Source organism: Nitrospirillum iridis, from assembly GCF_014205765.1.
Classification (GTDB): Bacteria; Pseudomonadota; Alphaproteobacteria; order Azospirillales; family Azospirillaceae; genus Nitrospirillum; species Nitrospirillum iridis.
Window position 1 is genome coordinate 656,795 of sequence record NZ_JACIIZ010000001.1, and the last position, 22,305, is coordinate 679,099.

Consider the following 22,305-nt stretch of genomic DNA (forward strand, 5'->3'; position numbering starts at 1 on the left):
TCCGCGCTCAATTTTCCTGGTACAGCCAGTTGCGGATGATGGACACGGCCTCCTCCGGATGTTTCTCGACGATCTCACCCACCTTGCGCAGCGAGGACGCGCGAACGCGGCCGTCCACCCGGTTGATGTCGATCATCTGTTCCAGTTCCTCGTTGGCCTGTGCCGCCTCCAGCGCCAATTCGCGGGCCAGGGCGCCGCCGCCGGGGCCCGCCAACTGGGGCACGCCGCTGTCGGACAGCAGGTCCGGCTCCTCGTCCAGCTGGGGCGTGCGGTCCAGGGCGCGCGCGACCAGCGGCCGGATGACCAGCAGGATGACCAGGATGGCGACGATGGCCAGCACGATGGTCTCGGCGATGCGGAACACGTCCTGCTTGGGCAGGCCGAACAGCGTCTCTTCCTTGGCGTCCAGTTCGCCTTCGGGGGTGGCGAACTTCATGCTGACGACGTCAACCGTGTCCCCGCGTGAGCCGTCATAGCCGATGGAGGAACGCACCAGCGACGCCAGCTTCTGCAACTCGTCGTCCGAGCGCGGCTGGTACTGGGCGACCCCCTTGTCGTCGGGCGCGTAGTTGCCGTCGACCAGCACGGCGACCGACAAGCGGCGCACCTGGCCCGCCTCGCGCTCATGGACCTTCACGGTCTTGCTGATCTCGTAATTGATGCGCTCGTTGGCCTTGGTGCTCTTGGAACTGGACGCGCCGTTGCTGGCGTTCTCGGCGTTGGCGGAGGGCAGGTTGTTGGCCACCGTCACCGGGTCCTGGCCTTCCTTGTTGATGTCTTCCGAGTTCTCGTTGTTGGTCTCGGTCGAGCGCACGACCTGGCTGTCGGGGTCGAAGATCTCGCTGTTGGTGGTGATGCGGTCGAAATCCATGTCGACCGTCACCTCGGCCCGCACCTTGCCCATGCCCACGGTGCGGCCCACGATCTCCTCGACCTTGTCGGTCAGGCGCTGCTGATAAGCGAGGCGCTTTTCCTCCGCCGTCGCCATCATGGCTTCCTTGCTGTCGGACCCCATGCCGCGGGCCAGCAGGTTGCCCTTGTCGTCCACCACCGACACCATGTCGGGCTGCAGCCCCGGCACCGACGCGGCGATCAGGTGCTGGATGCTGGCGACCTGTTCCTTTTTCATCTGCTGGCCGGGGCGCAGGCGCAGGACGACGCTGGCGGTGGCCTTCTGCGTGTCGCGGCTGAACAGCTCCCGCTTGGGCAGCACGAGGTGGATGCGCGACTGCTGCACCGGGGCCAGCGTGTTCACCGTGCGCGACAACTCACCCTCCAGCGCGCGCAGCTGCTGGACGGACTGCATGAAGCTGGTGGTGCCCAGGCCCTCAGGCTGGTTGAAGATTTCGTAGCCGACATTGCCGCCGGTGGGCAGGCCCTGTTGGGCCATCAGCATGCGGATGCGCCCCACCTGGTCGGCGGGCACCTCGATCCGGGTGCTGTCGGGGCTGACCTGATAGGGCACCTTGGGCTGCATCTGGTCCAGCTGCTGCACGATGGCGCCGCCGTCGCTGGGCGACAGGTCGCTGTACAGCAGGGCCATGTTGGGCGACGAGCCGTTGAACAGCAGGAAGCCGAACAGGGCGATGATCAGCAGGGCCACGCCACCGATGGCGCCCAGCCGCACCGGGCCCAGATTACGCAAGGTCTGCAAAAGGTTTTCCAAGGTCCGCTCCCGGCCGGCGGTCACCGAAAAATCACAGGGGAGTCTATACTGTCGACTCAGCGTTTGCGAGGATTCTGGGAACGTTCAGGGAATGAAACAGGGGGTGCCCGGCAAAATTTTCCTACACCTTGGAAAGTGTGTCATTTGCGTCACGCATTTTGCCAGGGTGGGCGGTGTTGCATTCAACAAGGGTTGCTCGGGGCATTGTTTTTGCAAATTGCAACGATTCAGAAGCGGGCGGCCCTTGACTTTATTTCGGTGATTAGCTAAATACCATTCCCATGAATCGCGTCTTCAAAGCCCTGGCCGATCCCAGCCGCCGCCGCATCCTGCAGTTGCTGCGCGATGGGCCGCTGTCCGCCGGTGATATCGCCCGCCACTTCGATCTGGCCAAGCCCACGCTGTCCGGCCATTTCGCCGTGCTGCGCGAGGCCGATCTGGTGGACCAGGAACGCCAGGGCACCACCATCTACTACCGCCTGAAGCTGTCGGTGCTGGAGGAGGCGCTGTCGGGCCTCATGGACAGCATGGGGATAGGGCAGGGAGAGCCGGGGGCGGCGGGCGACCTGCTGAAACAGGAGAAATAGCGTCATGTCCGCGCGCACCCATTGGATTCTCACGGTTCAGATCCTGGCGCTGATGGTGGGCGCCAGCATGTATACGCTGTGGCGGCTGGGGCCGGACGTGTCGTTGCCGGTGCATTTCGATGCCGCCGGTCATCCAACCCGTTTCGCCCACGCCCCCTGGGCGTTGGGGATTGGGCCGCTGATGGCGCTGGTCCTGGCCGTGGCGTTGCCGCTGATGGCGCGTCTCCTGCCGATGGCGGAGAATCTGGAGCGGTCGGCCGCCGCCTGGCGCATATCCCGCCTGTCCGTCCTGGGCGTGCTGGCGATGACGCATCTGGGGCTGGCGGTCACGGCCTTGGGGCATCCGATGGATCTGCGACGGCTGCACGCCTTCGCGCTGGGCCTGGCCATGGCGGTGATCGGCAATGTCCTGGGCAAGGTGCGGCCCAACCATCTGTTGGGCATCCGCACGCCCTGGACCAAGGCCGACGACTGGGTGTGGGACCGGACGCATCGCTTCGGCGGTTGGCTGACCGTGGCCGGCGGCCTGATCCTGATGGCGCTGGCGCTGTTCTTGCCCCCGGGCATTCTGCGCGGCCCCAGCCTCAGCGTCAGCGTGGTGATGACCGTGGCGATCATCGCCTGGGTCCGTTCCTACCTCTACTGGCGTGTGCGGCCAAGCCGCCCGCTTTAGCCGGGGACCATCAGCCCCGGCACCGTCAGCAAGGTGACGCCCAGCCGCACCCACATCACCACCAGGACCAGCATGGAGGCCATGTAGGCCGTGGCGCGGTGGATGACGTTGTTATAGGTCAGGTGGATCAGACCCTGGACCAGGCGTAGGGCCACATAAGCCCAGGCCAGGGCCTCATAGAGATGGTCGCCCTGATGCAGGACCATCAACACCGTGCAGATGACATGGAACAGCGGCGGCGCCTCCATGAGGTTGTCGAAGGCGCGCTGGCCCGTGGCCAGTTCCTCCGGCTGCGTGCCGGCGGCGAAGTTGCGGAAGTAGGACAGGCCGACGTTCCCCTGCCTGACCGCCCGCACCCGCAGCGCGAACAGGCGGATGCCCACCAGCACGGTGAACAGGAACAGGGCCAACATGGGGAAGAACAGGGCGATGCTGCTTGTCATGACGATCCGTTGCTTTGGGGACATTCCATAAACAACGTATGGTTTTCCGCGGCGACGGGAAGGGCGGATCGCGGGACCTGGACCGATGGCGATAAAGAAAGACGGCGCGCGGGGTACCTCCCGCGCGCCGTCAACGTTCTCCCCAGAGGGATCAGGTGATCAGAACCGCACCTTGGCCGTGGCCAGGAACTGGCGTGGCGGCTGGGGGAAGGCGCCCAGGGGGCCGTTGTCGTCGGCCTCGATCAGGTTGACCTTGCGATCCAGCAGGTTGCGCACCGTCAGGCCCAAATCCAGCGTGTCCTGGCCCTTGGGCGTCCACGTCCAGGTGGTGTTCCACAGGGCGTAGCCGCCGCTGATGCGGCTGTTCTGGTTGTCGTAGGCGTAGTCGCCGAACATCTCCACCCACAGCTTGGCCGACACGCCCCACTCCGGCAGGCCCTGGTTCAGGGCGATGCTGCCGGTGTGGCGGGGCACCCCCTGGATACGCTTGCCGGTGAAATCATGTTCCACCAGGGTGTCGGCCTCCACGAACTTGTCCCGCAGCCAGTAGGCCTCGGTATAGCCGTAGGTGACGTCGGCCGACAGGTGCGGCACCACGCTGTCCAGCCGGGCCGTTCCCTGCAGCTCAACGCCTTGCGACAACTGCTTTCCGGTATTGATGGTGCGCTGGACGCCGTTGACCTCCAGCACCTGCAGCAGGTCGTTGCGTTGCAGCCGGTAAACGGTGACGCCGCCCGACAGCAGGCCGCCGAAGGCGTCGCCCTTCACGCCCGCCTCGACATTGTCCGCCAGCTCGGGGTTCAGACCCTTTTCCCGCGAGCGGAACGACCACAGGGGGCCGAAGCCCGAAGAGAAGCCCTGGCCATAGGCGACATAGGCGCTGACCTGGGGCGTCACCTTCCAGGTGGCGGACGCCTTGGGGCTGAAGTGGCTGTTGCTGTCGTCCGCCGTGCCGCCCGGCGTGATGGTGCCGTCGGCGCCGCCGCTGGTGGTGGGGCCGAAATCGACGTGCCGCTGGAAATGATCATAGCGGCCGCCCACGTCCAGGGTCACCGGACCGATGGTGCGGTCGACCTGGACATAGCCGGCATAGGCCCGGTCGCGGCCATAGGCGTTGAGCAGCACATCGCTGACCCAGTCGCTGGTGTTGAGATCGGCTCCGGTCTGGATGCTGCGCTGCTGGCCATAGAAATAGGTGTCGTCCAGCTGCCCGGTCCAATGCTCGGTATGATGGGCGCGCACCTGTTCGAAACTGACCCCGCCCAGCACCTGCCAGGGGCCGCGGGTCCAGGCCAGTTGCTGCTCGCCATAGCCGGTCACGGTGTTGCCGTCGACCCGAAATCCGGTGAAGGTCACGCTGCCGGCCGTCGGGTCGTATTCGTTCGCCGCCCCTTGCAGGGCGGACGTCAAGGCCTGGCGGATATGCAGCTTGGTGGTGGCCACCAGCCCCTCGTCCAGATCCACTTCGTACGTGGCGGTCGCGGTCGCCATGCGCTTGTTGAAGCCGGCGTTGTCCTCGTTCCAGTTGGCCTTGCGGCCGCCGGGCAGGTCGATCAACTCGCCCCGGCTGTCCACCGGCAGTTCGCCGGCCAGTCCCTGGCGCGTGTCGACCCAGGTGGCGGTGACGGTCAGGCGGCCGGCCGTCCCCATGTCCAGGACATGCTTCAGGAACAGGTTGCGCTCCCGCCGGCTGGTGCGGTCGCGCCAGCCATCGCCGCGCTCGCTGCCCACATCCACCAGCAGGGCGCCGCCCTGCACGGTTGGGGTCTGCAGCAGGGCGTCGGCGTGCAGCCAGCCGTCGCTGCCGGCCTGCAGCGTGACTTCCCGCAGCGGCTGGTCGGTAACGTCGCGCGTCTGGTAGTTGATGGTGCCGCTGATGGCGCCACGGCCGTACAGGGCCGACATCGGGCCCCGCACCACGTCCACCTTTCCCACAGCACCGAACGGCAACTGTTCCAGGTCGACCTCCCCGTCGCCGGTGACGAAGGGCACGCCGTCCATCAGCACGACCAGGGTGTCGTTGTGGATCTTGTTGGGCACGCCGCGCAGGCTGATCGAGGTGTAGGTGCCCATGTCGTTCTTCGACACCAGCACGCCCGGCAGGTCCGTCAGTTCGTCACCAATGAACAGCACGCCCTTTTGCTCGAAATCGGCGCGCGAAACCGTCGACACGCTGGCCGGCACGTCGCGCAGGGCTTCGGCCCGGCGGGTGGCGGTCACCACGATCTGGTCCAGGGGGGACTGGGTGTCATCGGCGGCGGTGACGGAGGGGGCCTGCGGCGCGGCCGGCGCGGCGGACGTCTGTCCGCCGGTGGTATGGGGGTCGTCGGTATGTCGGTCGTCGGTATGGTCGGCGGTATAGGAGGCGAACACGTCTGCGGCCAGGGCGGCCGAAGCCGGAACGACGGGCGAACCCGCCAGGATGGTGGACAGCAGCAACAGACGGCGCATCGTTACAGAAGCCTCCTTAAGGTCTTTGCAAATGAGGATGTTGGAAACGGCGCCGGTTTACCCCATCCCGGCGGCGCTGCGAAGGGATGATGCTGCCACGCTGGGGGATGGGCGGTATGTCCAGGCCGGCGGGGTGCCGGCGCCGATGTCCAGGCCGCATCTGTAGCGGGGGGTCAGCCTAAGGCGCTCATACTTTTAGGATAATGCTTGGGCTCAGGCTATAACTTATAAGACAGCGGGAATCGGGATCCGCGGCATTTTGCCCCCTTTGCGGGACATGCCGGTCGGGGTGCCTGAGTGCGGTTCGGGGCGCGAATGCGGATGCGTGGACTGACAGGGCTGGGCCGGGCGCCCGCCGTCCAGGGGGCGGCGGTGTTTCGGCCGGCTGCCCGCAATAGCGCGTCTTTCGCCGTTTTTCCTCAGGATCGCGCCGCCGTCCGTCCCCGCATCCGTCCGCCTTCGGAGCCATCCTGATGAAACGCCCCCTGGCCATCGCCGCGCTGGCCCTTGCCCTGGTCTGCCTGTACGGCGGATACCGCGTGTGGGGCGCCAAGTCCTGGCAGGGCCCGCCCGTCGCCGAGGCCGCCGGCCCGGCGGGCAAGCAGCCGCCCCGCCGGGGCAATGACGGCCCCGTGCCGGTGGTGACGGCGCGCGTGCGCCGGGGCGCCATGCCGGTGGACGTGACGGCGGTGGGCACCGTGCAGCCCATCTCCACCGTGCAGGTGCGCGCCCGCATCGACAGCCAGCTGATGGAAGCGAAGGTGGAGGAAGGGCAGGAGGTCAAGGCCGGTGACCTGTTGTTCCTGCTGGACCAGCGCCCGGCCAAGGCGGCCTTGATGCAGGCGGAGGCCAACCTGGCCCGCGACCAGGCCAACCTTGGCCAGGCGCGGTCGGACGCCCAGCGCAATGCCGGCCTGTTCGCCCGGGGTGCCGTCTCCCTGCAACAGAACGAACAGGCGGCCGCCACGGCCAAGGCGCAGGAGGCCACGGTGCTGGCCGACCAGGCGGCGGTGGACCAGGCGCGGTTGACCCTGGCCTTCACCGAAATCCGCTCCCCCATCGACGGGGTGGTGGGCAGCATCCAGTTGCGGCCCGGCAACCTGGTGAAGGGCAGCGACAGCGGCTCCACCCTGACCGCCCTGGTGCAGGTCGCCCCGATCAACGTCACCTTCACCGTGCCGGAGAAGCATGTGACGGTGGTGCGCCAAGCCCTGCGGTCGACGGCCCCGCCATCGGTGGCGGTGAAGACCGGCGACGGTTTGGTCAGCGCCACCGGGCGCCTGGTCTTCATCGACAACACAGTGGACCAGCAATCCGGCACCATCCAGCTGAAGGGGTTGTTTCCGAACAAGGATCGCGCGCTGTGGCCGGGCCAGTTCGTGAACGTGACCTTGCACCTGGGGGCGGAGGCGGACGTCTTGTCCGTGCCGGCGGTGGCGGTGCAGCGCGGCCAGGCCGGCGCCTATGTCTTCGTCGTCAAGTCCGACGACACCGTGGACATGCGGCCGGTGACGGTGGCGCGCTTCACCGAACAGGGGGCCGTGATCGCCACCGGCCTGGAGGCGGGCGAGCGGGTGGTGACCGAGGGGCAGTTGCGCCTGGTGCCGGGCGCCAAGGTGACGGAACCTCCCGCCGGGCAAACGCAGGGCCAGGGTGGCCTTGAGGCCGACGGCGTGCCGGCGCCCGAGGCCGCCACCGGCGCCAGCGTCGGCCGCGCCAGCCCCGAGCAGGCGAACGGAAAGGCGCGGACGTGAACATTTCCGAGCTTTGCATCCGCCGGCCGGTGATGACCGTCCTGCTGACGGCGGCCCTCATCTTCGGCGGCGTGCTGGCCTATCGATACCTGCCGGTGGCGGCGTTGCCGCGGGTGGACTTCCCGGTCATCAGCGTCAACGCCTCGCTGCCCGGCGCCAGCCCGGACACCATGGCGTCGTCGGTTGCCATCCAGATGGAGCGTGAGTTCTCCACCATCGCCGGCATCGACAGCATCACCTCGACCAGCGTCCAGGGCAGCACGACGGTCAACATCCAGTTCGAGCTGGACCGCGATATCGACAGCGCGGCGCTGGACGTGCAGGCGGCCCTGTCGCGGGTGCAGCGCCGCTTGCCCATCGAGATGACGACCCCGCCCAGCTATCGCAAGGTCAACCCCGCCGACCAGCCGGTGCTGCTGCTGACCTTGAGCAGCCCCACCTTGCCGCTCAGCCAGGTGGACGAGTATGCGGAGACGCTGCTCAGCCCCGCCATCTCCACCCTCAGGGGCGTGGCGCAGGTCCAGGTCTGGGGGGCGCAGAAGTTCGCGGTGCGCATCCGTTTGGACCCGGAGGCGCTGACCGCCCGTGGTCTGGGCGTGGACGAGGTGCAGAACGCCATTGCCGCCGCCAATTCCAGCACACCGGTGGGTGTGGTTTCCGGCGCCTCCCAGCAGCTGATCCTGGAGACCAACACCCAGCTGTTCGACGCGCAGAGCTTCGCCCACCTGGTCATCGCCACCCGCAACGGCGCACCGGTGCGCCTGGGCGACGTCGCCACCGTCATCGACGGGGTGGAGAACGACAAGACCGCCAGCTGGTACAATGGCACCACCCGCACCATCGTGCTGGCCATCCAGCGCCAGCCCGACGCCAACACGGTGGAGGTGGTGGACGCGGTGAGGCGGGTCATCCCCACCTTCAAGGCCAGCCTGCCACCCTCCGTCGACATCAACGTGCTGATCGACCGATCGCTGTCCATCCGGGCGGCGGTGGAAGATGTGCAGTTCACCCTGCTCCTGACCATCGTCCTGGTGGTGATGGTCATCTTCCTGTTCCTGCGCAAGGTCAGCGCCACCCTCATCCCCGGCATCGCCGTGCCCATCTCCCTCATCGGCGCCGCCGGCGCCATGAAGGCTTTCGGCTTTTCCATCGACAACATCTCGCTGCTGGCCCTGACCCTGTCGGTGGGCCTGGTGGTGGACGACGCCATCGTCATGCTGGAAAACATCGTCCGCTATATCGAGGAGGGGATGAGCCCTTTCGAGGCGGCGCTGAAGGGCAGCCGGGAGATCGGCTTCACCATCGTCTCCATCACCCTGTCGCTGGTGGCGGTGTTCATCCCCATCTTCATGATGGGCGGCGTGGTGGGCCGGCTGTTCCATGAGTTCGCGGTGACGGTGACCCTGGCCATCGCCGCCTCGGCGCTGACCTCGTTGACCCTGACGCCCATGCTGTGCAGCCGCTTCATCCACCATGACGGCCACGCCAAGCCCAACCGGTTCCAACGGGTGACGGAGGCCGGGTTCGAGGCCTGGCTCCGGGGCTATGACCGCACCCTGACCTGGTGCCTGGGCCACCGTCGGGTGGTGGTGGCCGTGTTCCTCGCCACGCTGGTGGGCACCGTCGTGCTGTTCCAGCAGGTGCAAAAGGGCTTCTTCCCCACGGAGGACAACGGCCAGATCTTCGCCCAGACCGAGGCGCGGCAGGACATCTCCTTCGATGCCATGATCGCCTTGCAGCGGCAGGCCGCCGCCGCCGTGGCCAGGAACCCCTATATCGAGACCTTCATCTCCTCCGTCGGTGGCGGGGGCGGCGGCAACGCCACCAACACCGGCCGCATCTTCATGTCGCTGAAGGACCGCGCCCACCGGCCCAACATGGAGGCGGTGATCCAGAGCCTGCGCCAGGACGTGGCGGGCATCGCCGGCATCAACGTCTTTTTCCAGCCGGTGCAGAACCTCAACGTCTCCGGCCGCCAGTCCAAGAGCCTGTATCAGTACACGCTGCAGGGCCTGGACCAGCCGGCGCTGTATCAATGGTCGGACCGGCTGATGCGGAAGATGGCGCAGATGCCGCAACTGCAGGACGTGACCAGCGATTTGCAGCTGTCCGGCCAGAACGCCTCCATCCATGTGGATCTGGACAAGGCCTACATGCTGGGCCTGACGGCGGAGAACCTGCGCTCCAGCCTCTACAGCGCGTTCGGCACCCGCCAGATCTCCACCATCTACACGCCCACCAACGATTACGAGGTGATCCTGGAACTGTCGCCGGAGGCGCAGAAGTCGGCCGACGTGCTGAACCGCATCTACATCCGGTCCGATAGCGGCAAGCTGGTCCCCCTGGGCGCCGTGGCCCGCATCGACCGCACCTCCGGCCCCATCAGCGTCAACCACCAGGGCCAGCTGCCGGCCGTCACCCTGTCCTTCAACCTGGCCCCGGGCGTGTCGTTGGGCGCCGCCGTCACGGCCATCGAGGGTGTGCAGCGCGAGATCGGCATGCCCGACAGCATCGCTGGCAGCTTCCAGGGCACGGCCCAGGTGTTCCAGCAGGCGCTGGCCAACCAGGGACTGCTGCTGCTGGCGGCGGTGGTGGTGATCTACATCGTGCTGGGTGTGCTGTATGAAAGCTTCATCCACCCGCTGACCATCCTGTCCGGCCTGCCGTCGGCGGCGGTGGGGGCGGTGGGCTCCCTCATGCTGTTCGGCTTCGACCTCAGCGTCATCGCCATCATCGGCGTGCTGATGCTGATCGGCATCGTGAAGAAGAACGCCATCATGATGATCGACTTCGCGCTGGAGGCCCGGCGCGACGGTGCCGCCCCGCAGGACGCCATCTACCGCGCCTGCCTGCTGCGCTTCCGGCCCATCATGATGACCACCATGGCGGCCTTGATGGGCACCCTGCCCATAGCCCTCGCCTCAGGCGCCAGTGCGGAGCTGCGCCAGCCCCTGGGCGTGGCCGTGGTCGGCGGCCTGGTGGTGTCGCAGTTGCTGACCCTCTACATCACCCCGGTGCTGTACCTCTACATGGAGGACTTCAGCCGCTGGATCGACCGCCTACTGCACCAAGGCAAGGCCCGGCGCGCCGCCCGCCGCCTGGTCCCGGCGAACACCGACGGGCGGGCCGACGCGGCGGAGTAGGCACGTCCGGAGCGGCCTGGGTGGCCTCCGCCTTCAGCCAGCGCGAACGCCGCGCAGGAAGTGGTCCACATCGCCCCGCATGCGTTCAGCGTTGCGGGCCAGTTCGCTGGATGCCGACAACAGCTTCTGCGCGACGGCCCCCGTTGTGGCGGCCGCTTCGGTCAAACCGCCGATGTTGGCCGTCATTTCCTGTGTCTCGCTGGCCGCCTCGGTGACGTTGCGGGCGATTTCCCGCGTCGCCGCCCCCTGTTCCTCCACGGCGGCGGCGATGCCGGACGAGATGTCGCGAATCTGGTCGATGACGGTGCTGACGGCGCGGATCGCGGCGACGGCCTCCGCCGTCTCCTGCTGCACGCCGGCGACCTGGGCGGTGATCTCTTCCGTGGCTCGGCCGGTCTGGGTCGCCAGGCTCTTCACTTCGCTGGCGACCACGGCGAACCCTTTGCCGGCCTCGCCGGCCCGGGCGGCCTCGATGGTGGCGTTCAAGGCCAGCAGGTTGGTCTGGCTGGCGATGCCGGCGACCAACTGGACCACCTCCCCGATCCGCACCGCCGACTGTGACAGACTGACCATCATGGTGTTGACCTTGTCGGTCTGTTGCGCCGCCTCGATGGAGACGCGGGCCGCCTCCGCCACCTGCCGGCTGATCTCGCTGATCGACGTGTACAGTTCTTCCGACGCGGCGGCGACCGTCTGCACGTTGCCGCTGGCCTGGTTGGCCGCCGTGGCGGCGTCGTGGGCCTGGACGCTGGCCTTGTCCGCCACGGCGCTCATGGTTTCCGTCGTCTGGTGGATTTCGCCGGCGGCATCCGCGCTGCGTTGGATCAGGCCCATCACGCTTTGCTCAAAGGTGTCGGCGATGGCCAGCCGCTCGCCTTTCCGCGCCTCGGCGGCCCGGTCTTCAGCCTCGCGTCTTTCCTCTTCCTTCCGATCCAGTTCGCGCAGACTGTCACGAAAGACGGTGAGCGCCTGGGCCAATTTGCCGATCTCATCCCCCCGGGTGGCATAGGTGATGGTGATATCCCGATCCCCATGGGTCAGTCGGACCATGGCATCGGTGATCGCTGCCAGCGGATGGGTGATGGTGCGCACCAAATACAGCGACAGCGCCAGGATGGCCAGACTGACCGCCGCCAGTCCGATGCCGTAGGTCATCAGCCGCTGGTGAAACAATTCATCGATGTCATCGATGTAGACGCCGGCGCCGACCACCAGCTTCCAGGGAGTGTACGGCCGGATCGAGGCCAGCTTCGCCACGGCGGGGTCGCCCTGCTTGCGGGGGAAAGAATACGCGACGTCGCCGCCGCCGGCCCGCGCGGCCTCCATGAACAGTCGGATGAAGGGAACGCCGTTGGGGTCCGTCCGGTTGCTCTGGTCCTTGCCTTCCATCTGGGGTTGCGGTCCGACGACCAGGGCGGTGCCGGTATCGGTATAGACGAAAACGTAGTTGCCGTTGGCGAAGCGGATGGCGCGAATGTCCGCCTCGGCCCGTTCCAGGGCTTCCGCGTCCGTCAATTTCCCCTGTCCCGCCAGGTCGTGATAATGGGCCAGAAGGCTCGTCGCCGCCTCAACCTGTCGCACCATCTGTTCCTTACGGCCATCAAGCATCAGGGCCCGCTCATGGAAAGTGCTCAAGATCGCAATGATCATCATCGCGGCCATGGGCAGAAGCACGGCGACCAGGATTTTCCATCTGACGCCGACAGATTTCGGCATTCCAACCTCCCTTTCTGGACTTGCCATACAAAGGGATTAAGGCGCGATAACGGAGGATTTCAAGGATAAATGAGGGTGAGGCATTTTTAAAATAAGGATAGGGTCGTACAATGTCTATTAATATTAGAAAAGTCGCTGATTGGAGAGAGCAGTTAACCTGCTAATATTTTTGTGACCAAAAAATTCAGATAACCTTCCCTTCGAACGGATGGCTGCCATCGCGGCTCTCCACCTCGATCACCCACAGGTCGGGGTCGCGGCGGGTGGCGCGCTCGATGAAGGCGTCGGCTTCGGATTCCGGCACCTGGGCGCCGTTCAGGCCGGGGAACCAGCCGAGATTGCCGGCCATGTCGCGGCTCTGGGTGTAGACCTTGGCGCCTTGGAAGGGGATGACCACCTTCAGCAGGATCAGTCCGCTCTCCGCCTCGCCCTTGCGCAGGACGTAGACGGGGATGCTGTCGGCGGCGCAGCGGCGCAGGTGCAGCTGGACCCAGAGGGCGGTGGACAGCCGGTCGTCGGACATGGGCCAAGCTCCTGAAAAATCGGCCGGGAAAAGTCTTCAAGCGGGGGATTGCGGCTTGCCATCCGCGTCCTGCCCCGGGAAGGTGCGCCGGTATCTATAGGTTCCCACTTTCCTTGAGGCCAGTCCCATGCCGCAATCCGCCCTTCCGGCCCGCCGTTTCGGTCGCGTCCTCCTCACCAACGACGATGGCATCAACGCCCCGGGTCTGGCCCTGCTGGCGGAACTGGCGGCGGAGATCGCGGACGAGGTCTGGGTGGTGGCGCCGGAAAAGGACCAGAGCGGCATGTCCCGCGCCGTGACCCTGATGGCGCCCTTGCGGGTGGAGGAGCGGGGGCCCCGCCGCTACGCCGTGACCGGAACGCCCAGTGACTGCGCCATCTTTGGCCTGCGCCACCTGCTGAAGGACTCAGCCCCGGATTTGGTACTGTCCGGTGTCAACCGAGGCGCCAATGTCGGGGACGAGGTGCCTTATTCCGGCACCGTGGCGGCCGCTCTGACCGCCCGCCTGCTGGGTGTCCCCGCCATCGCCTTCAGCCAGGTCGTCACCGACCGGACGCATGTGCGCTGGGACACGACCCGGGCCTTGCTGCCCCGGGCGCTGGATCATGCGCTCGGCCTGCGCGTGGCCGGCAACGCCGTGCTGAACGTCAACTTCCCCGATCTGGACGCGGCCGATGTCGGCGACGTCGTGGTGACGCGGCAGAGCCGGGGCACGCTGGATCGCATCGATGTCGAGGCCCGCACCGATCTGCGCGGTGGCAATTACTACTGGATGTCCTTCCGCCGCCATATGCCCATCCTGGGCCCGGACACCGACGCCGGCGCCCTGAAGCACGGCCTGATATCCATCACCCCCATCGGTTTCGACATGACTGCCCCGGAAGGCATAGCCTGACAGAGACCACCCTGGCCCGCCCCTTGCTTTCGTATAAGGCTAAGGGGGCCGGCGGCCGGTCCCCATGTACGCCCAGGTCCCTGTGAGGGCCAGGCAAGCCAAGGGGTTCCGCCATGACGGGGGTATCGGTTTTCCAGGGAAAGATTTGCCGGGTGGGCAAGACCGTGCTGGCCGTGGGGCTGGCGCTGGGCGCCCTGAGCGGGTGCGTGGTGGTCGATGCCGCCGGCACGGCCGTGGGCGCGGCGGCGGATGTGGCCGGCACGGCGGTCAGCACCACGGCCAAGGTGGTCACGGCACCCGTCCGCTGACGGTCACCCCAGCTCGATGCGATTGCGGCCGGCGTTCTTGGCGCGGTAGAGCGCCGCGTCGGCCGCCAGGTTCAGGGCCTTGGCGTCCAGTCCGGGCCTCAACCCCACCACGCCGCCGGAGAACGTCACCTGGAACTGGGTGTCGCCGTGGACGTAGGGGATTTCGCTGAACTGCTGGCGCAACAGGTCCAGCCGTTCCGCCGCGTCCTTGGCATTGGTGTGGGGCATCAAGACGGCGAATTCCTCGCCGCCATAGCGTCCGATCATGTCGGTGCGCCGCAGCCGTTGTTGCAGCAGTCGGGACAGCCCCTTGATCACGCGATCGCCGGCACTGTGGCCATAGCTGTCGTTGACTTTCTTGAAATGGTCGATATCCAGCATGGCGAAGGACAGGTTCGTCCCGTCGCGTTGAGCGCGCGCGACCTCCGCCGCCAGCAGATCCTGGATCATGGGGTGATTGTAGGCGCCGGTCAGGCCATCGCGTACCATCAGCGCCTTCAACTGGCGGGCCCGGCGGGCGCGGGCGCGCACGGTTTCGGCCAGGTCGCCCAGGTCGACCGGCTTGGTCAGATAGGCGTCGACGCCCGTGCGCACGGCGTAGCGCTGCGTTTCCGCGTCCAGGTCCGCCGTGAGGAAGACGATGGGCAGGGCCAGCAGGGCGTCATACTGGCGCAAGACCGACGCCAGCTCGAAACCCGTGCATTGGGGCATGATCAGGTCGGTGACCATGAGGTCGGCGTTGTGGTCGTACAAGGCCTCCACCGCCTGTAATGGATCGGTCACCAGCCGGGTGTGCATGCCGGCCGACTGCAGCGCCGTCTCATAATAGGCGCCCAGGGTGGCGTCGTCGTCCACGATCAGGATGCGCAACGGCTGGTCCGGTTCGCGCTCCGTCAGGCGATCCAGATGATCAACCAGGGCGTTGGCGTCGGGCGGCTTCACGACATAGGCGTCGCAGCCGGCCCGCGCCGCCGCCAGGCGGGCGGCAAAGCCCGTGGCCGACGAAAGCGCGATGGTCGGTATCTTGCGGCCCCTGGCGTCGGCCAGTTGGGCGGAGCCCGGCGCCATGTCATGTGGGTTCACATCCAGGATCACCGCTTCCGGCGCCGATCGGCCCGCCGCCGCCGCCAGCCCCGCGGCGTCCTGGAAGATGGTCATCTCATAGCCGTAGGCGGCCAGGATCTCACCCAGGTCGCCAGCCTCCTCGCCATGCCCCCTCATCAGATAGACGGTGCGCAACGTGCCGTGCGGGGCGGGGGTTGGGGCGGTGGGCAGGGATTCGACCGGGGCGGGGGGGGCGGCGGCGGTCACCGACCGCTCCAGTCCGGCGATGGCCTCCCACAGGGCGGTGGGGGGGATGCCCCCCGGTTGGTTCACCACCCCTTCCAGCGCCCGGGCGGCTACAGTGAGTTCCGGCAGGCCGAACGTGGCGCCAGACCCCGCCAGGGCATGGGCCATGCGCGCCATTTCCATGCGCGCGCGCTGGGTGGCGTCAGTGTCCGGATCGGTGACCGCCTTCGCGGCCTGGCGTATCTGCGCCAGGCGATCGGGCAGGCCGGCCGTGAAGTCCTGGCGGATCTTCCGCACCCGCGCCAGCAACTCCTCGGGTAGGGATGCCGTCGACGGCATATCGGAGAAGGTGTCGGTGCTCATGTCTAGCCGATGCCGTTCCATAGCTCGCGCACGGTGTCGGGTAGGCCCATGGGATCGAAGGGCTTCGCGAGGACCCCCACGGCACCCAGCGACTTGAACCACGCCACGTCCGATGGCTGCGACTTGGCGGTCATGAACGCGACGGGAATGGCCCCCAGGGCAGGGCGCTGGCGCAGGGCGGCCAAGGTGGCGGGACCGTCCATGACCGGCATCATGGCGTCCAGCAGGACAAGCTGCGGCGTCCAGTCCTCCAGGAGTTCGAGCGCCCGGGCGCCGGATTCCGCCATCCGCACGTCGAAGCCGCCGACATGGCGCAGGCTGAGTTCCACGATGGCACGGATGTCGGGCTCGTCATCAACATAGAGGATGCGGTTCAGTGCTTCGGCCATGCTGCCTCGGGATTCTGAGCGGGAAGGGGCGCCGTCCTCGGTATTAATGATGTAACAGGGTAACTGTGGGCAAGGGCGCGCGCAAATGGAGTCGGGCTGCGCCCTTATGGTGGACCCCGGCCCGCGCGGCGGTCCCTTTGGCCGAAAGGGCCGCCATGCGTCGAAATCTCCCCTGCTCAGGGGTGACATGCCGCATGAGCCCTTGGAAAACGTGGCGGAACGCGCTAGATATCCGGCCGCCCGGGAGGTAAAGCGGCGTGCCGTCGACCCCCCGGTTTTTTTCGTGCGGGTCCCTTCGGGCCCGCGCTCGTTTTTGAACTTCCCCCGCGCCGGCTTCATATCTTTGCACCGGACGTTGGACGACGGAGCCCCCTTATGCCCCGCAGCACACCGCTGGACGATATTCGCAACATCGGCATCATCGCCCACGTCGATGCCGGCAAGACGACGACCACCGAGCGCATCCTGTACTACACGGGTCGCAAGCACACGATCGTCGACATCCATGACACCAAGGACCTGAAGTCGTCGACCACGACCGACTATCTGGAACAGGAACAGAAGCGCGGCATCACCATCCAGTCCGCGGCCGTGTCCTGCTTCTGGAAGAACAAGAAGATCAACCTGATCGACACCCCAGGCCACGTGGACTTCACCATCGAGGTGAACCGCTCCCTGCGCGTGCTCGACGGTGCGGTGGTGGTGTTCGACGGTGTGGCCGGTGTGGAGCCGCAGACCGAGACCAACTGGCGCTTGGCGGACAACTACAACGTTCCGCGCATGTGCTACGTCAACAAGATGGACCGTTCGGGCGCCAGCTTCGGCCGCTGCGTGGACATGATCCGCAAGCGCCTGGGTGCCACCCCGGCCATCATCCAGTTGCCGCTGGGCTCGGAAGACAACTTCCGTGGCATGATCGACCTCGTCGAGATGAAGGCTTACGTCTGGTTCTCCGAGGAAAAGGACAGCCAGTGGGAAGTCTGGGACGTCACCGACGACCTGGCCGACAAGCTGAAGATCACCAACGCCTATGACCGTGAGCTGCTGGGCAAGGTCGCCGAGTACCGCGCCGAGCTGATCGACACCTGCCTGATGCTCGACGATGCCGCCATGGAGCAGTATCTGGAGAGCGGCGAGGAGCCGTCGGCCGCCGTGCTGAAGGAATGCCTGCGCAAGGGCACCCTCCAGGCCGTCTTCACCCCGGTTCTCTGCGGTTCCTCGTACAAGAACAAGGGCGTGCAGCAGCTGCTGGACGCGGTGATCTGGTACCTGCCGTCGCCGACCGAAGTCGAGGCGATCAAGACCGTGGACCCGGACGGCAACCCGAACGGCGAGCGTCTGTCGTCGGACGACGAGCCCTTCTCCGGCCTGGCCTTCAAGGTCATCAACGACAAGTACGGCGCCCTGACCTTCGTGCGCGTCTACTCCGGCGTTGTCTCCAAGGGCACCTCGCTCCTGAACACCACCCGCGGCAAGCGTGAGCGCATCGGCCGTATCGTGGAAATGTTCGCCAAGGAAGCGAACGACCTGGACGAGGCGCGCGCGGGCGACATCGTGGCCTTCGTCTCGCTGGCCGAGACGGATACCGGTGACACCCTGTCCGACCCCACCGCCCCGGTGGTGCTGGAGCGCATGCGCTTCCCCGACCCCGTCATCAGCGTGTCGGTGGAGCCGAAGAACCGTATCGACCAGGACAAGTTCGGCGCCGCCCTGGGCAAGATGGTCCGCGCGGATCCGTCGCTGCGTCTGGAAACGGACCGCGACACCGGCCAGACCCTGCTGCGCGGCATGGGCGAGCTGCACCTGGAAGTGACGCTCGACCGTATGCGCACGGAGTTCGGCGTGGAAGGCGTGATGGGCCGTCCGCAGGTGGCCTATCGTGAGACGATCACCAAGACCGTCGAATACACCTACACCCACAAGAAGCAGACCGGTGGTTCGGGCCAGTTCGCCGAAGTGAAGATCCGCTTCGAGCCGAAGGAGCGCGGCGAGGGCTTCAAGTTCACCGACAAGGTCGTCGGCGGCACCGTGCCGCGCGAATACGTCCCGTCGGTGGAAAAGGGCCTGACCGTTCAGAAGGAAGACGGCGTCCTGGCCGGCTACCCGACCGTGGACTTCGAAGCCACCCTGCTGGACGGCAAGTACCACGAAGTGGACTCGAACGCCCTGACGTTCGAAATCGCCTCCAAGGCTTGCTTCCGCGAAGGCATCCGGACCGCTGGTCCGATCCTGCTGGAGCCGGTGATGAAGGTCGAGGTCGTGGTTCCCGATGACTACCTGGGTGATGTGATCGGCGACATCAACCGTCGTCGCGGCACGGTGCTGGGCCAGCTTGAGCGTGGCCACAACATCGCCGTCGAATCCCACGTGCCGCTGTCCGAAATGTTCGGTTACATCGGTCAGCTGCGCGGCATGACCTCGGGTCGTGGCTCCTACACCATGGAGTTCTCGCACTACGAGCCGGTGCCGAAGAACGTGGCCGACGAAATCGTGGCGAAGAGCGGCAAGGCCGCTTGAGCCTGATTTCTTTCGGGCCCGGTTCGCCAGGCGATTGAGTGCCTGGATTAGACGATTGAGTACATGGAACGGCCGCCCCCAGGGGCGGCCGTTTTCATTGGTACGCCCAGCATAGGCGCGTTCTCGCGGGTGGAGGCCGGCGCCAGCCGCCAGCTCGGCCGGTTTGGCGTCATGCAGTGGAACGGACCACCCAGTTCCGCCAGGCCGTTGCCTCGCTGGGACAGCCCCAATGGCCCGGCAGACGCTCCCGCAAAATGGTCCTCTGGCCGGTGTGCCCCTGGTGGTCAAGGGCGCGGGCGGCTTTCAGGTCCGTCCGGCGACGGAGGTGGGGAGGCTGCTGAGGCGCGCTCCCTTATGATGGCGTTGGAATTTGCTTTGATACCGGGGCGGTTACCACCGTGCACCCGGGAACCGCGATGAGCGATCCGCCGTCGCACGTCAAATCACTTACAGCGACGGCGGCTCAGATCAACAATGGTAACGTACCCGGGCGCTCCCTATGACGGGGTCAACGTGGCGCCAGGGCCGTCGAACAATGATCCCGCCGGATACATCAACACTGGCATCCAATTCCTCTTGGGGAACGCTGTGCTTTACGATCTGGTTGGCGGCAATATTAATGTTATGCCGTACACGACAGCCACTTTTAATGCGTCTTGACCAGTTTTGTCAGGCCGCGATGGGTGAAACTCATCATCGCCTGGCATCGGCGGCGATTGCCGCCCGCTGCTGTCAAGCGCGGTAGCGTCCGGCACTAATTGGACGCGCTCAGGAAGCTGTTCAGCCAGGCATTCATCTGGTCGGTGGTAAAGACCCCGATCTGGGTGGCGGTGATGGCCACCGCCAGGGTATGCCCCATTGTGGAAAGCTGACCGGTGGTTAGCGCCGCGGCCTGGGCGGTGGTCAGCGCCGCCACCTGGGTGGTGGTGAGCTCCCGCACGTCGTCGGTGGTCAGGGCCTGCACTTGACTGGTGGTCAGGGCCCGCACTTGGCTTGTTGACAGACGTGCAACTTGCGCACTGGTCAAGGCCGACAGGGTGCCGGTGCTCAAGCTCACCAGCTGGCTGGTGGTCAGCGCCGTCACCTGGTTGGTGGCCAGCCGTTGCACGGTATCGGTGGACAGTCCGTCAAGCTGCGCTGTGGCGAGGGCCTGGATCTGGGCGGTGGTCAGGGCGCGCACATCGGCTGAGGGCAGGGCGTTCAACTGGTCGCTGCTCAGCGTCCGCACCTGATCGGTGGTTAACCTGGAAACCTGGGCGGTGGTCAGTGCCGCAACGGCGTCGGTGCTGAGCGAGGTCACCAGCGCCGTTGACAGGGCGGCCAGCTGGACGCTGGTCAGCGCGCGGACGGCGGTTGAGGTCAGGGCGTTCAACTGGTCGCTGCTCAGCGCCTGTATTTGCGCCGTGCTGAACCCCGCCACCTGGGCTGTGGTCAGCCCCGACACCTGGTCGGTGGTCAGCACGCCCACTTCGCTGGTGGTCAGCACGTTCAGCTGCGCGGTGCTCAGCGCGGCCAAGTTGGTGCTGACCAGCATGGACAGTTGGTCGGTGCTGAGCGTGCTCACCTGAGCCGTTGTCAGGGCGCGGACGTTGGTCGTGGTCAGGGCGTTCAGCTGGTCGGAGGTCAACGCCGCCACCTGGTCCGTACCGAGTGTCGTCACTTGGGCCGTGGTCAGCGCCGCGATGCTGACGGTGCCCAAGGCGGCCACCTGAGTGGTGCTGAGTGCCGCGACCTGACCGGTGGTCAGGGCACGGGCGTCCGCGGTGTTGAGCGCGTTCAGCTGGTCTGTGGTCAGCGCCCGGACTTGGGCGGTGCTCAGCTTTGCCACTTGCGTGGTGGTCAGGGCCGCGGTGTTGTCCGTGGTCAGCGCCGACAGCTGGGCGGTGCCGAGGACCGACAGCTGGGTGGTGCTCAGCGTCCGGATATTGGCGGTGGTCAGGGCGTTCAGCTGATCGCTGTTCAGCACCTGGACCTGCGCCGTGGACAGTTTCGCCACTTGGGCGGTGGTCAGGCCGGCCACCTGATCGGTGGTCAGCGCCGCCACTTGGGCCGTGCCCAGGCCGGCCAGCTGCGTCGTCGTCAGCGCGGCCAAATTGGCGGTGACCAGCGTCGAGATCTGCTCCGTGCTCAGCGTTCCCAGCTGCGCCGAGGTGAACTCGCGCATGTCGGCCGTGGTCAGGGCGTTCAGCTGGTCGCTGGTCAACGACCCCACCTGGCCGCTGGAAAGGGTGCCGATCTGAGCGCTGGACAGCGCCGACAGGTTATCAGAGCCAAGGGCGGACAACTGATCACTGGTCAGCACCGCCAGCTGGGCCGAGGTCAGCGAGCGGATATCCAAAGTGTTCAAGGCGTTCAGCTGGTCGCTGGTCAGCGCGTGCGCCTGGTCGGTGGTCAGTTTGGCCACCTGGGCGCTGGTCAGGGCGGCGGTGGCGGCGGTGTTGAGCGCCGATAGCTGATCGGTGCCGAGCGCTTGCAGTTGCGCGCTGCTCAGCGCCCGGATGTCGTCGGTATTGAGCGCGTTCAGCTGATCGGTGTTCAGCAGCGAGACCTGGGTGGTGGACAGCCTCGCGACCTGCAGGGTGGTCAGCGCCGCCAGCGCGCTGGTACCCAGTTGGGTCAACTGGCTGGTGGTCAGGGCCGCCAGCTGCACCGTGGTCAGCGCCTGGATCTCGGCCGATGTCAGCGTGTTCAGCTGGTCGCTGGTCAATGCCTGGACCTGGGTGGTCGACAGTTTCGCCACCTGCCCGGTGCCCAGGGCGGAGGTTTGGTCCGTGGTCAGTGCCGTGATCTGGGTTCCGCTCAGGCCCGCCAGTTGGGTGGTCGACAGGGCGGAGAAATTGGCGGTGACAAGCGCCGACAGCTGGTCGGTCGTCAGGCTGGACAGCTGGGTGGAGGTGAACTCCCGCACGTCGGCCGTGCTCAGCGCGTTCAGCTGGTCGCTGGTCAGCGCTTGCACTTGGTTGCTGGAAAGGCGGACGATCTGCGCGCTGCCGAGCGCCGAAAGATTGGCCGACGCCAGGGTGGACAGCTGGGACGTCGTTAGCGCCTGGACCTGGGCGGTGGTCAGGGCACGCACGTCGTCGGTGTTCAGCGCGTTCAGCTGATCGCTGGTCAGGGCCTGGACCTGGGCGGTGCTGAGTTTCGCCACCTGCAGGGTGCTCAGCGACCCGACCTGGCTGGTGGTCACGGCGGCTGCCTGATCGGTGGTGAGGCCGGCCAGCTGCGCGGTCGACAGGGCGGAGAAATTGACGGTGCCCAGCGTGGACACCTGGTCCGTGGTCAACGCGCCGATTTGCGCCGAGGTGAACTCGCGCAGGTCCCCAGTGCTCAAGGCGTTCAACTGGCCGCTGGTCAAGGACTGCACCTGGGCTCCACCCAGGCCCTTGATCTGCGTGCTGGTCAGGGCCGATAGGTTGCCCGACGCCAGGTTGGACAACTGATCGGTGGTCAGGGCCGACAGCTGGCTTGAGGTGAACTCCCGCACGTCATCCGTGGTCAGCGTGTTCAGCTGGTCCGAGGTCAGGGCCTGGACCTGGGTGCTGGACAGCTTGTTGATTTGGGCGCTGCCAAGCGCCGACAGATTGTCC

General features: G+C 66.5%; 15 protein-coding genes. 7 read left to right on the plus strand and 8 right to left on the minus strand.

Translation table 11 applies throughout. The annotated features are described in order from the left end of the window. Nucleotides 1–7: 7 nt before the first annotated feature. The gene (fliF, locus tag FHS74_RS02940) at nucleotides 8–1,666 is read right to left on the minus strand and encodes a flagellar basal-body MS-ring/collar protein FliF (protein WP_184797210.1); all 1,659 of its coding nucleotides are present in this window, start codon (nucleotides 1,664–1,666) and stop codon (nucleotides 8–10) included. A 281-nt stretch (nucleotides 1,667–1,947) separates the two neighbouring features. Here fliF and FHS74_RS02945 point away from each other — a divergent pair, with 281 nt between their 5' ends. Beyond that, nucleotides 1,948–2,253 carry an autorepressor SdpR family transcription factor gene (locus FHS74_RS02945; protein ID WP_184797212.1) on the plus strand — a complete coding sequence of 102 codons (306 nt, stop codon included), beginning with the start codon at nucleotides 1,948–1,950 and terminating at the stop codon, nucleotides 2,251–2,253. A gap of 4 nt (nucleotides 2,254–2,257) precedes the next feature. After that, nucleotides 2,258–2,926 carry an SdpI family protein gene (locus FHS74_RS02950; RefSeq protein ID WP_184797214.1) on the plus strand — a complete coding sequence of 223 codons (669 nt, stop codon included), beginning with the start codon at nucleotides 2,258–2,260 and terminating at the stop codon, nucleotides 2,924–2,926. On the opposite strand, the gene FHS74_RS02955 is transcribed toward FHS74_RS02950, so the two are convergent. Both FHS74_RS02955 and FHS74_RS02960 read right to left on the minus strand, forming a co-directional pair. Further along, nucleotides 2,923–3,369, minus strand: a complete 447-nt coding sequence (locus FHS74_RS02955; RefSeq protein WP_184797216.1) for an MAPEG family protein — start codon at nucleotides 3,367–3,369, stop codon at nucleotides 2,923–2,925. The two genes, FHS74_RS02950 and FHS74_RS02955, sit on opposite strands and share 4 nt — an antisense overlap. Before the next feature lie 159 nt (nucleotides 3,370–3,528). Beyond that, complete coding sequence (locus FHS74_RS02960) at nucleotides 3,529–5,820, minus strand: TonB-dependent receptor (protein WP_184797218.1); 2,292 nt, start codon at nucleotides 5,818–5,820, stop codon at nucleotides 3,529–3,531. Between the two features lie 473 nt (nucleotides 5,821–6,293). On the opposite strand from FHS74_RS02960, the gene FHS74_RS02965 reads away from it, so the two are divergent. Together FHS74_RS02965 and FHS74_RS02970 are read left to right on the plus strand one after the other, a co-directional pair. Beyond that, nucleotides 6,294–7,574, plus strand: coding sequence for an efflux RND transporter periplasmic adaptor subunit (locus FHS74_RS02965; RefSeq protein WP_184797220.1), 1,281 nt, complete (start codon nucleotides 6,294–6,296; stop codon nucleotides 7,572–7,574). Next, entirely contained in the window at nucleotides 7,571–10,717 is a 3,147-nt protein-coding gene (locus FHS74_RS02970) for an efflux RND transporter permease subunit (RefSeq protein WP_184797222.1), read from the plus strand. Before FHS74_RS02965 ends, FHS74_RS02970 begins: the two co-directional genes overlap by 4 nt. Before the next feature lie 33 nt (nucleotides 10,718–10,750). Here the strand turns inward: FHS74_RS02970 and FHS74_RS02975 are convergent, their stop codons facing one another. Beyond that, nucleotides 10,751–12,433: a methyl-accepting chemotaxis protein gene (locus FHS74_RS02975; protein ID WP_184797224.1), complete on the minus strand. Its 1,683-nt coding sequence runs from the start codon at nucleotides 12,431–12,433 to the stop codon at nucleotides 10,751–10,753. A 184-nt stretch (nucleotides 12,434–12,617) separates the two neighbouring features. After that, nucleotides 12,618–12,956: a DUF1491 family protein gene (locus tag FHS74_RS02980; protein WP_184797226.1), complete on the minus strand. Its 339-nt coding sequence runs from the start codon at nucleotides 12,954–12,956 to the stop codon at nucleotides 12,618–12,620. Nucleotides 12,957–13,083: 127 nt separating this feature from the next. On the opposite strand from FHS74_RS02980, the gene surE reads away from it, so the two are divergent. Further along, nucleotides 13,084–13,851: a 5'/3'-nucleotidase SurE gene (gene surE / locus FHS74_RS02985; protein WP_184797227.1), complete on the plus strand. Its 768-nt coding sequence runs from the start codon at nucleotides 13,084–13,086 to the stop codon at nucleotides 13,849–13,851. Nucleotides 13,852–13,964: 113 nt separating this feature from the next. Next, complete coding sequence (locus FHS74_RS02990) at nucleotides 13,965–14,159, plus strand: hypothetical protein (RefSeq protein WP_184797228.1); 195 nt, start codon at nucleotides 13,965–13,967, stop codon at nucleotides 14,157–14,159. Nucleotides 14,160–14,162: 3 nt separating this feature from the next. Here FHS74_RS02990 and FHS74_RS02995 read toward each other — a convergent pair whose 3' ends face one another. Both FHS74_RS02995 and FHS74_RS03000 read right to left on the minus strand, forming a co-directional pair. Further along, nucleotides 14,163–15,812, minus strand: coding sequence for a diguanylate cyclase (locus tag FHS74_RS02995; RefSeq protein ID WP_184797229.1), 1,650 nt, complete (start codon nucleotides 15,810–15,812; stop codon nucleotides 14,163–14,165). A 2-nt stretch (nucleotides 15,813–15,814) separates the two neighbouring features. Further along, nucleotides 15,815–16,201 (minus strand): response regulator, encoded by a 387-nt coding sequence (locus FHS74_RS03000; RefSeq protein ID WP_184797230.1) that lies wholly within the window; start codon nucleotides 16,199–16,201, stop codon nucleotides 15,815–15,817. 375 nt (nucleotides 16,202–16,576) lie between these two features. Here FHS74_RS03000 and fusA point away from each other — a divergent pair, with 375 nt between their 5' ends. Continuing rightward, nucleotides 16,577–18,718 (plus strand): elongation factor G, encoded by a 2,142-nt coding sequence (fusA, locus tag FHS74_RS03005; protein ID WP_184797231.1) that lies wholly within the window; start codon nucleotides 16,577–16,579, stop codon nucleotides 18,716–18,718. A 754-nt stretch (nucleotides 18,719–19,472) separates the two neighbouring features. Here the strand turns inward: fusA and FHS74_RS03010 are convergent. Next, nucleotides 19,473–22,305: beta strand repeat-containing protein (locus tag FHS74_RS03010; protein ID WP_184797232.1), on the minus strand; the 2,833-nt coding region annotated here is incomplete at its 5' end.

Coding starts and splice junctions, on each gene's coding strand:
- FHS74_RS02945 (WP_184797212.1), top strand. CDS start 1,948: ATGAATCGCGTCTTCAAAGCCCTGGCCGATCCCAGCCGCCGCCGCATC.
- FHS74_RS02950 (WP_184797214.1), top strand. CDS start 2,258: ATGTCCGCGCGCACCCATTGGATTCTCACGGTTCAGATCCTGGCGCTG.
- FHS74_RS02955 (WP_184797216.1), bottom strand. CDS start 3,369: ATGACAAGCAGCATCGCCCTGTTCTTCCCCATGTTGGCCCTGTTCCTG.
- FHS74_RS02960 (WP_184797218.1), bottom strand. CDS start 5,820: ATGCGCCGTCTGTTGCTGCTGTCCACCATCCTGGCGGGTTCGCCCGTC.
- FHS74_RS02965 (WP_184797220.1), top strand. CDS start 6,294: ATGAAACGCCCCCTGGCCATCGCCGCGCTGGCCCTTGCCCTGGTCTGC.
- FHS74_RS02975 (WP_184797224.1), bottom strand. CDS start 12,433: ATGCCGAAATCTGTCGGCGTCAGATGGAAAATCCTGGTCGCCGTGCTT.
- FHS74_RS02980 (WP_184797226.1), bottom strand. CDS start 12,956: ATGTCCGACGACCGGCTGTCCACCGCCCTCTGGGTCCAGCTGCACCTG.
- surE (WP_184797227.1), top strand. CDS start 13,084: ATGCCGCAATCCGCCCTTCCGGCCCGCCGTTTCGGTCGCGTCCTCCTC.
- FHS74_RS02990 (WP_184797228.1), top strand. CDS start 13,965: ATGACGGGGGTATCGGTTTTCCAGGGAAAGATTTGCCGGGTGGGCAAG.
- FHS74_RS02995 (WP_184797229.1), bottom strand. CDS start 15,812: ATGAGCACCGACACCTTCTCCGATATGCCGTCGACGGCATCCCTACCC.
- FHS74_RS03000 (WP_184797230.1), bottom strand. CDS start 16,201: ATGGCCGAAGCACTGAACCGCATCCTCTATGTTGATGACGAGCCCGAC.
- fusA (WP_184797231.1), top strand. CDS start 16,577: ATGCCCCGCAGCACACCGCTGGACGATATTCGCAACATCGGCATCATC.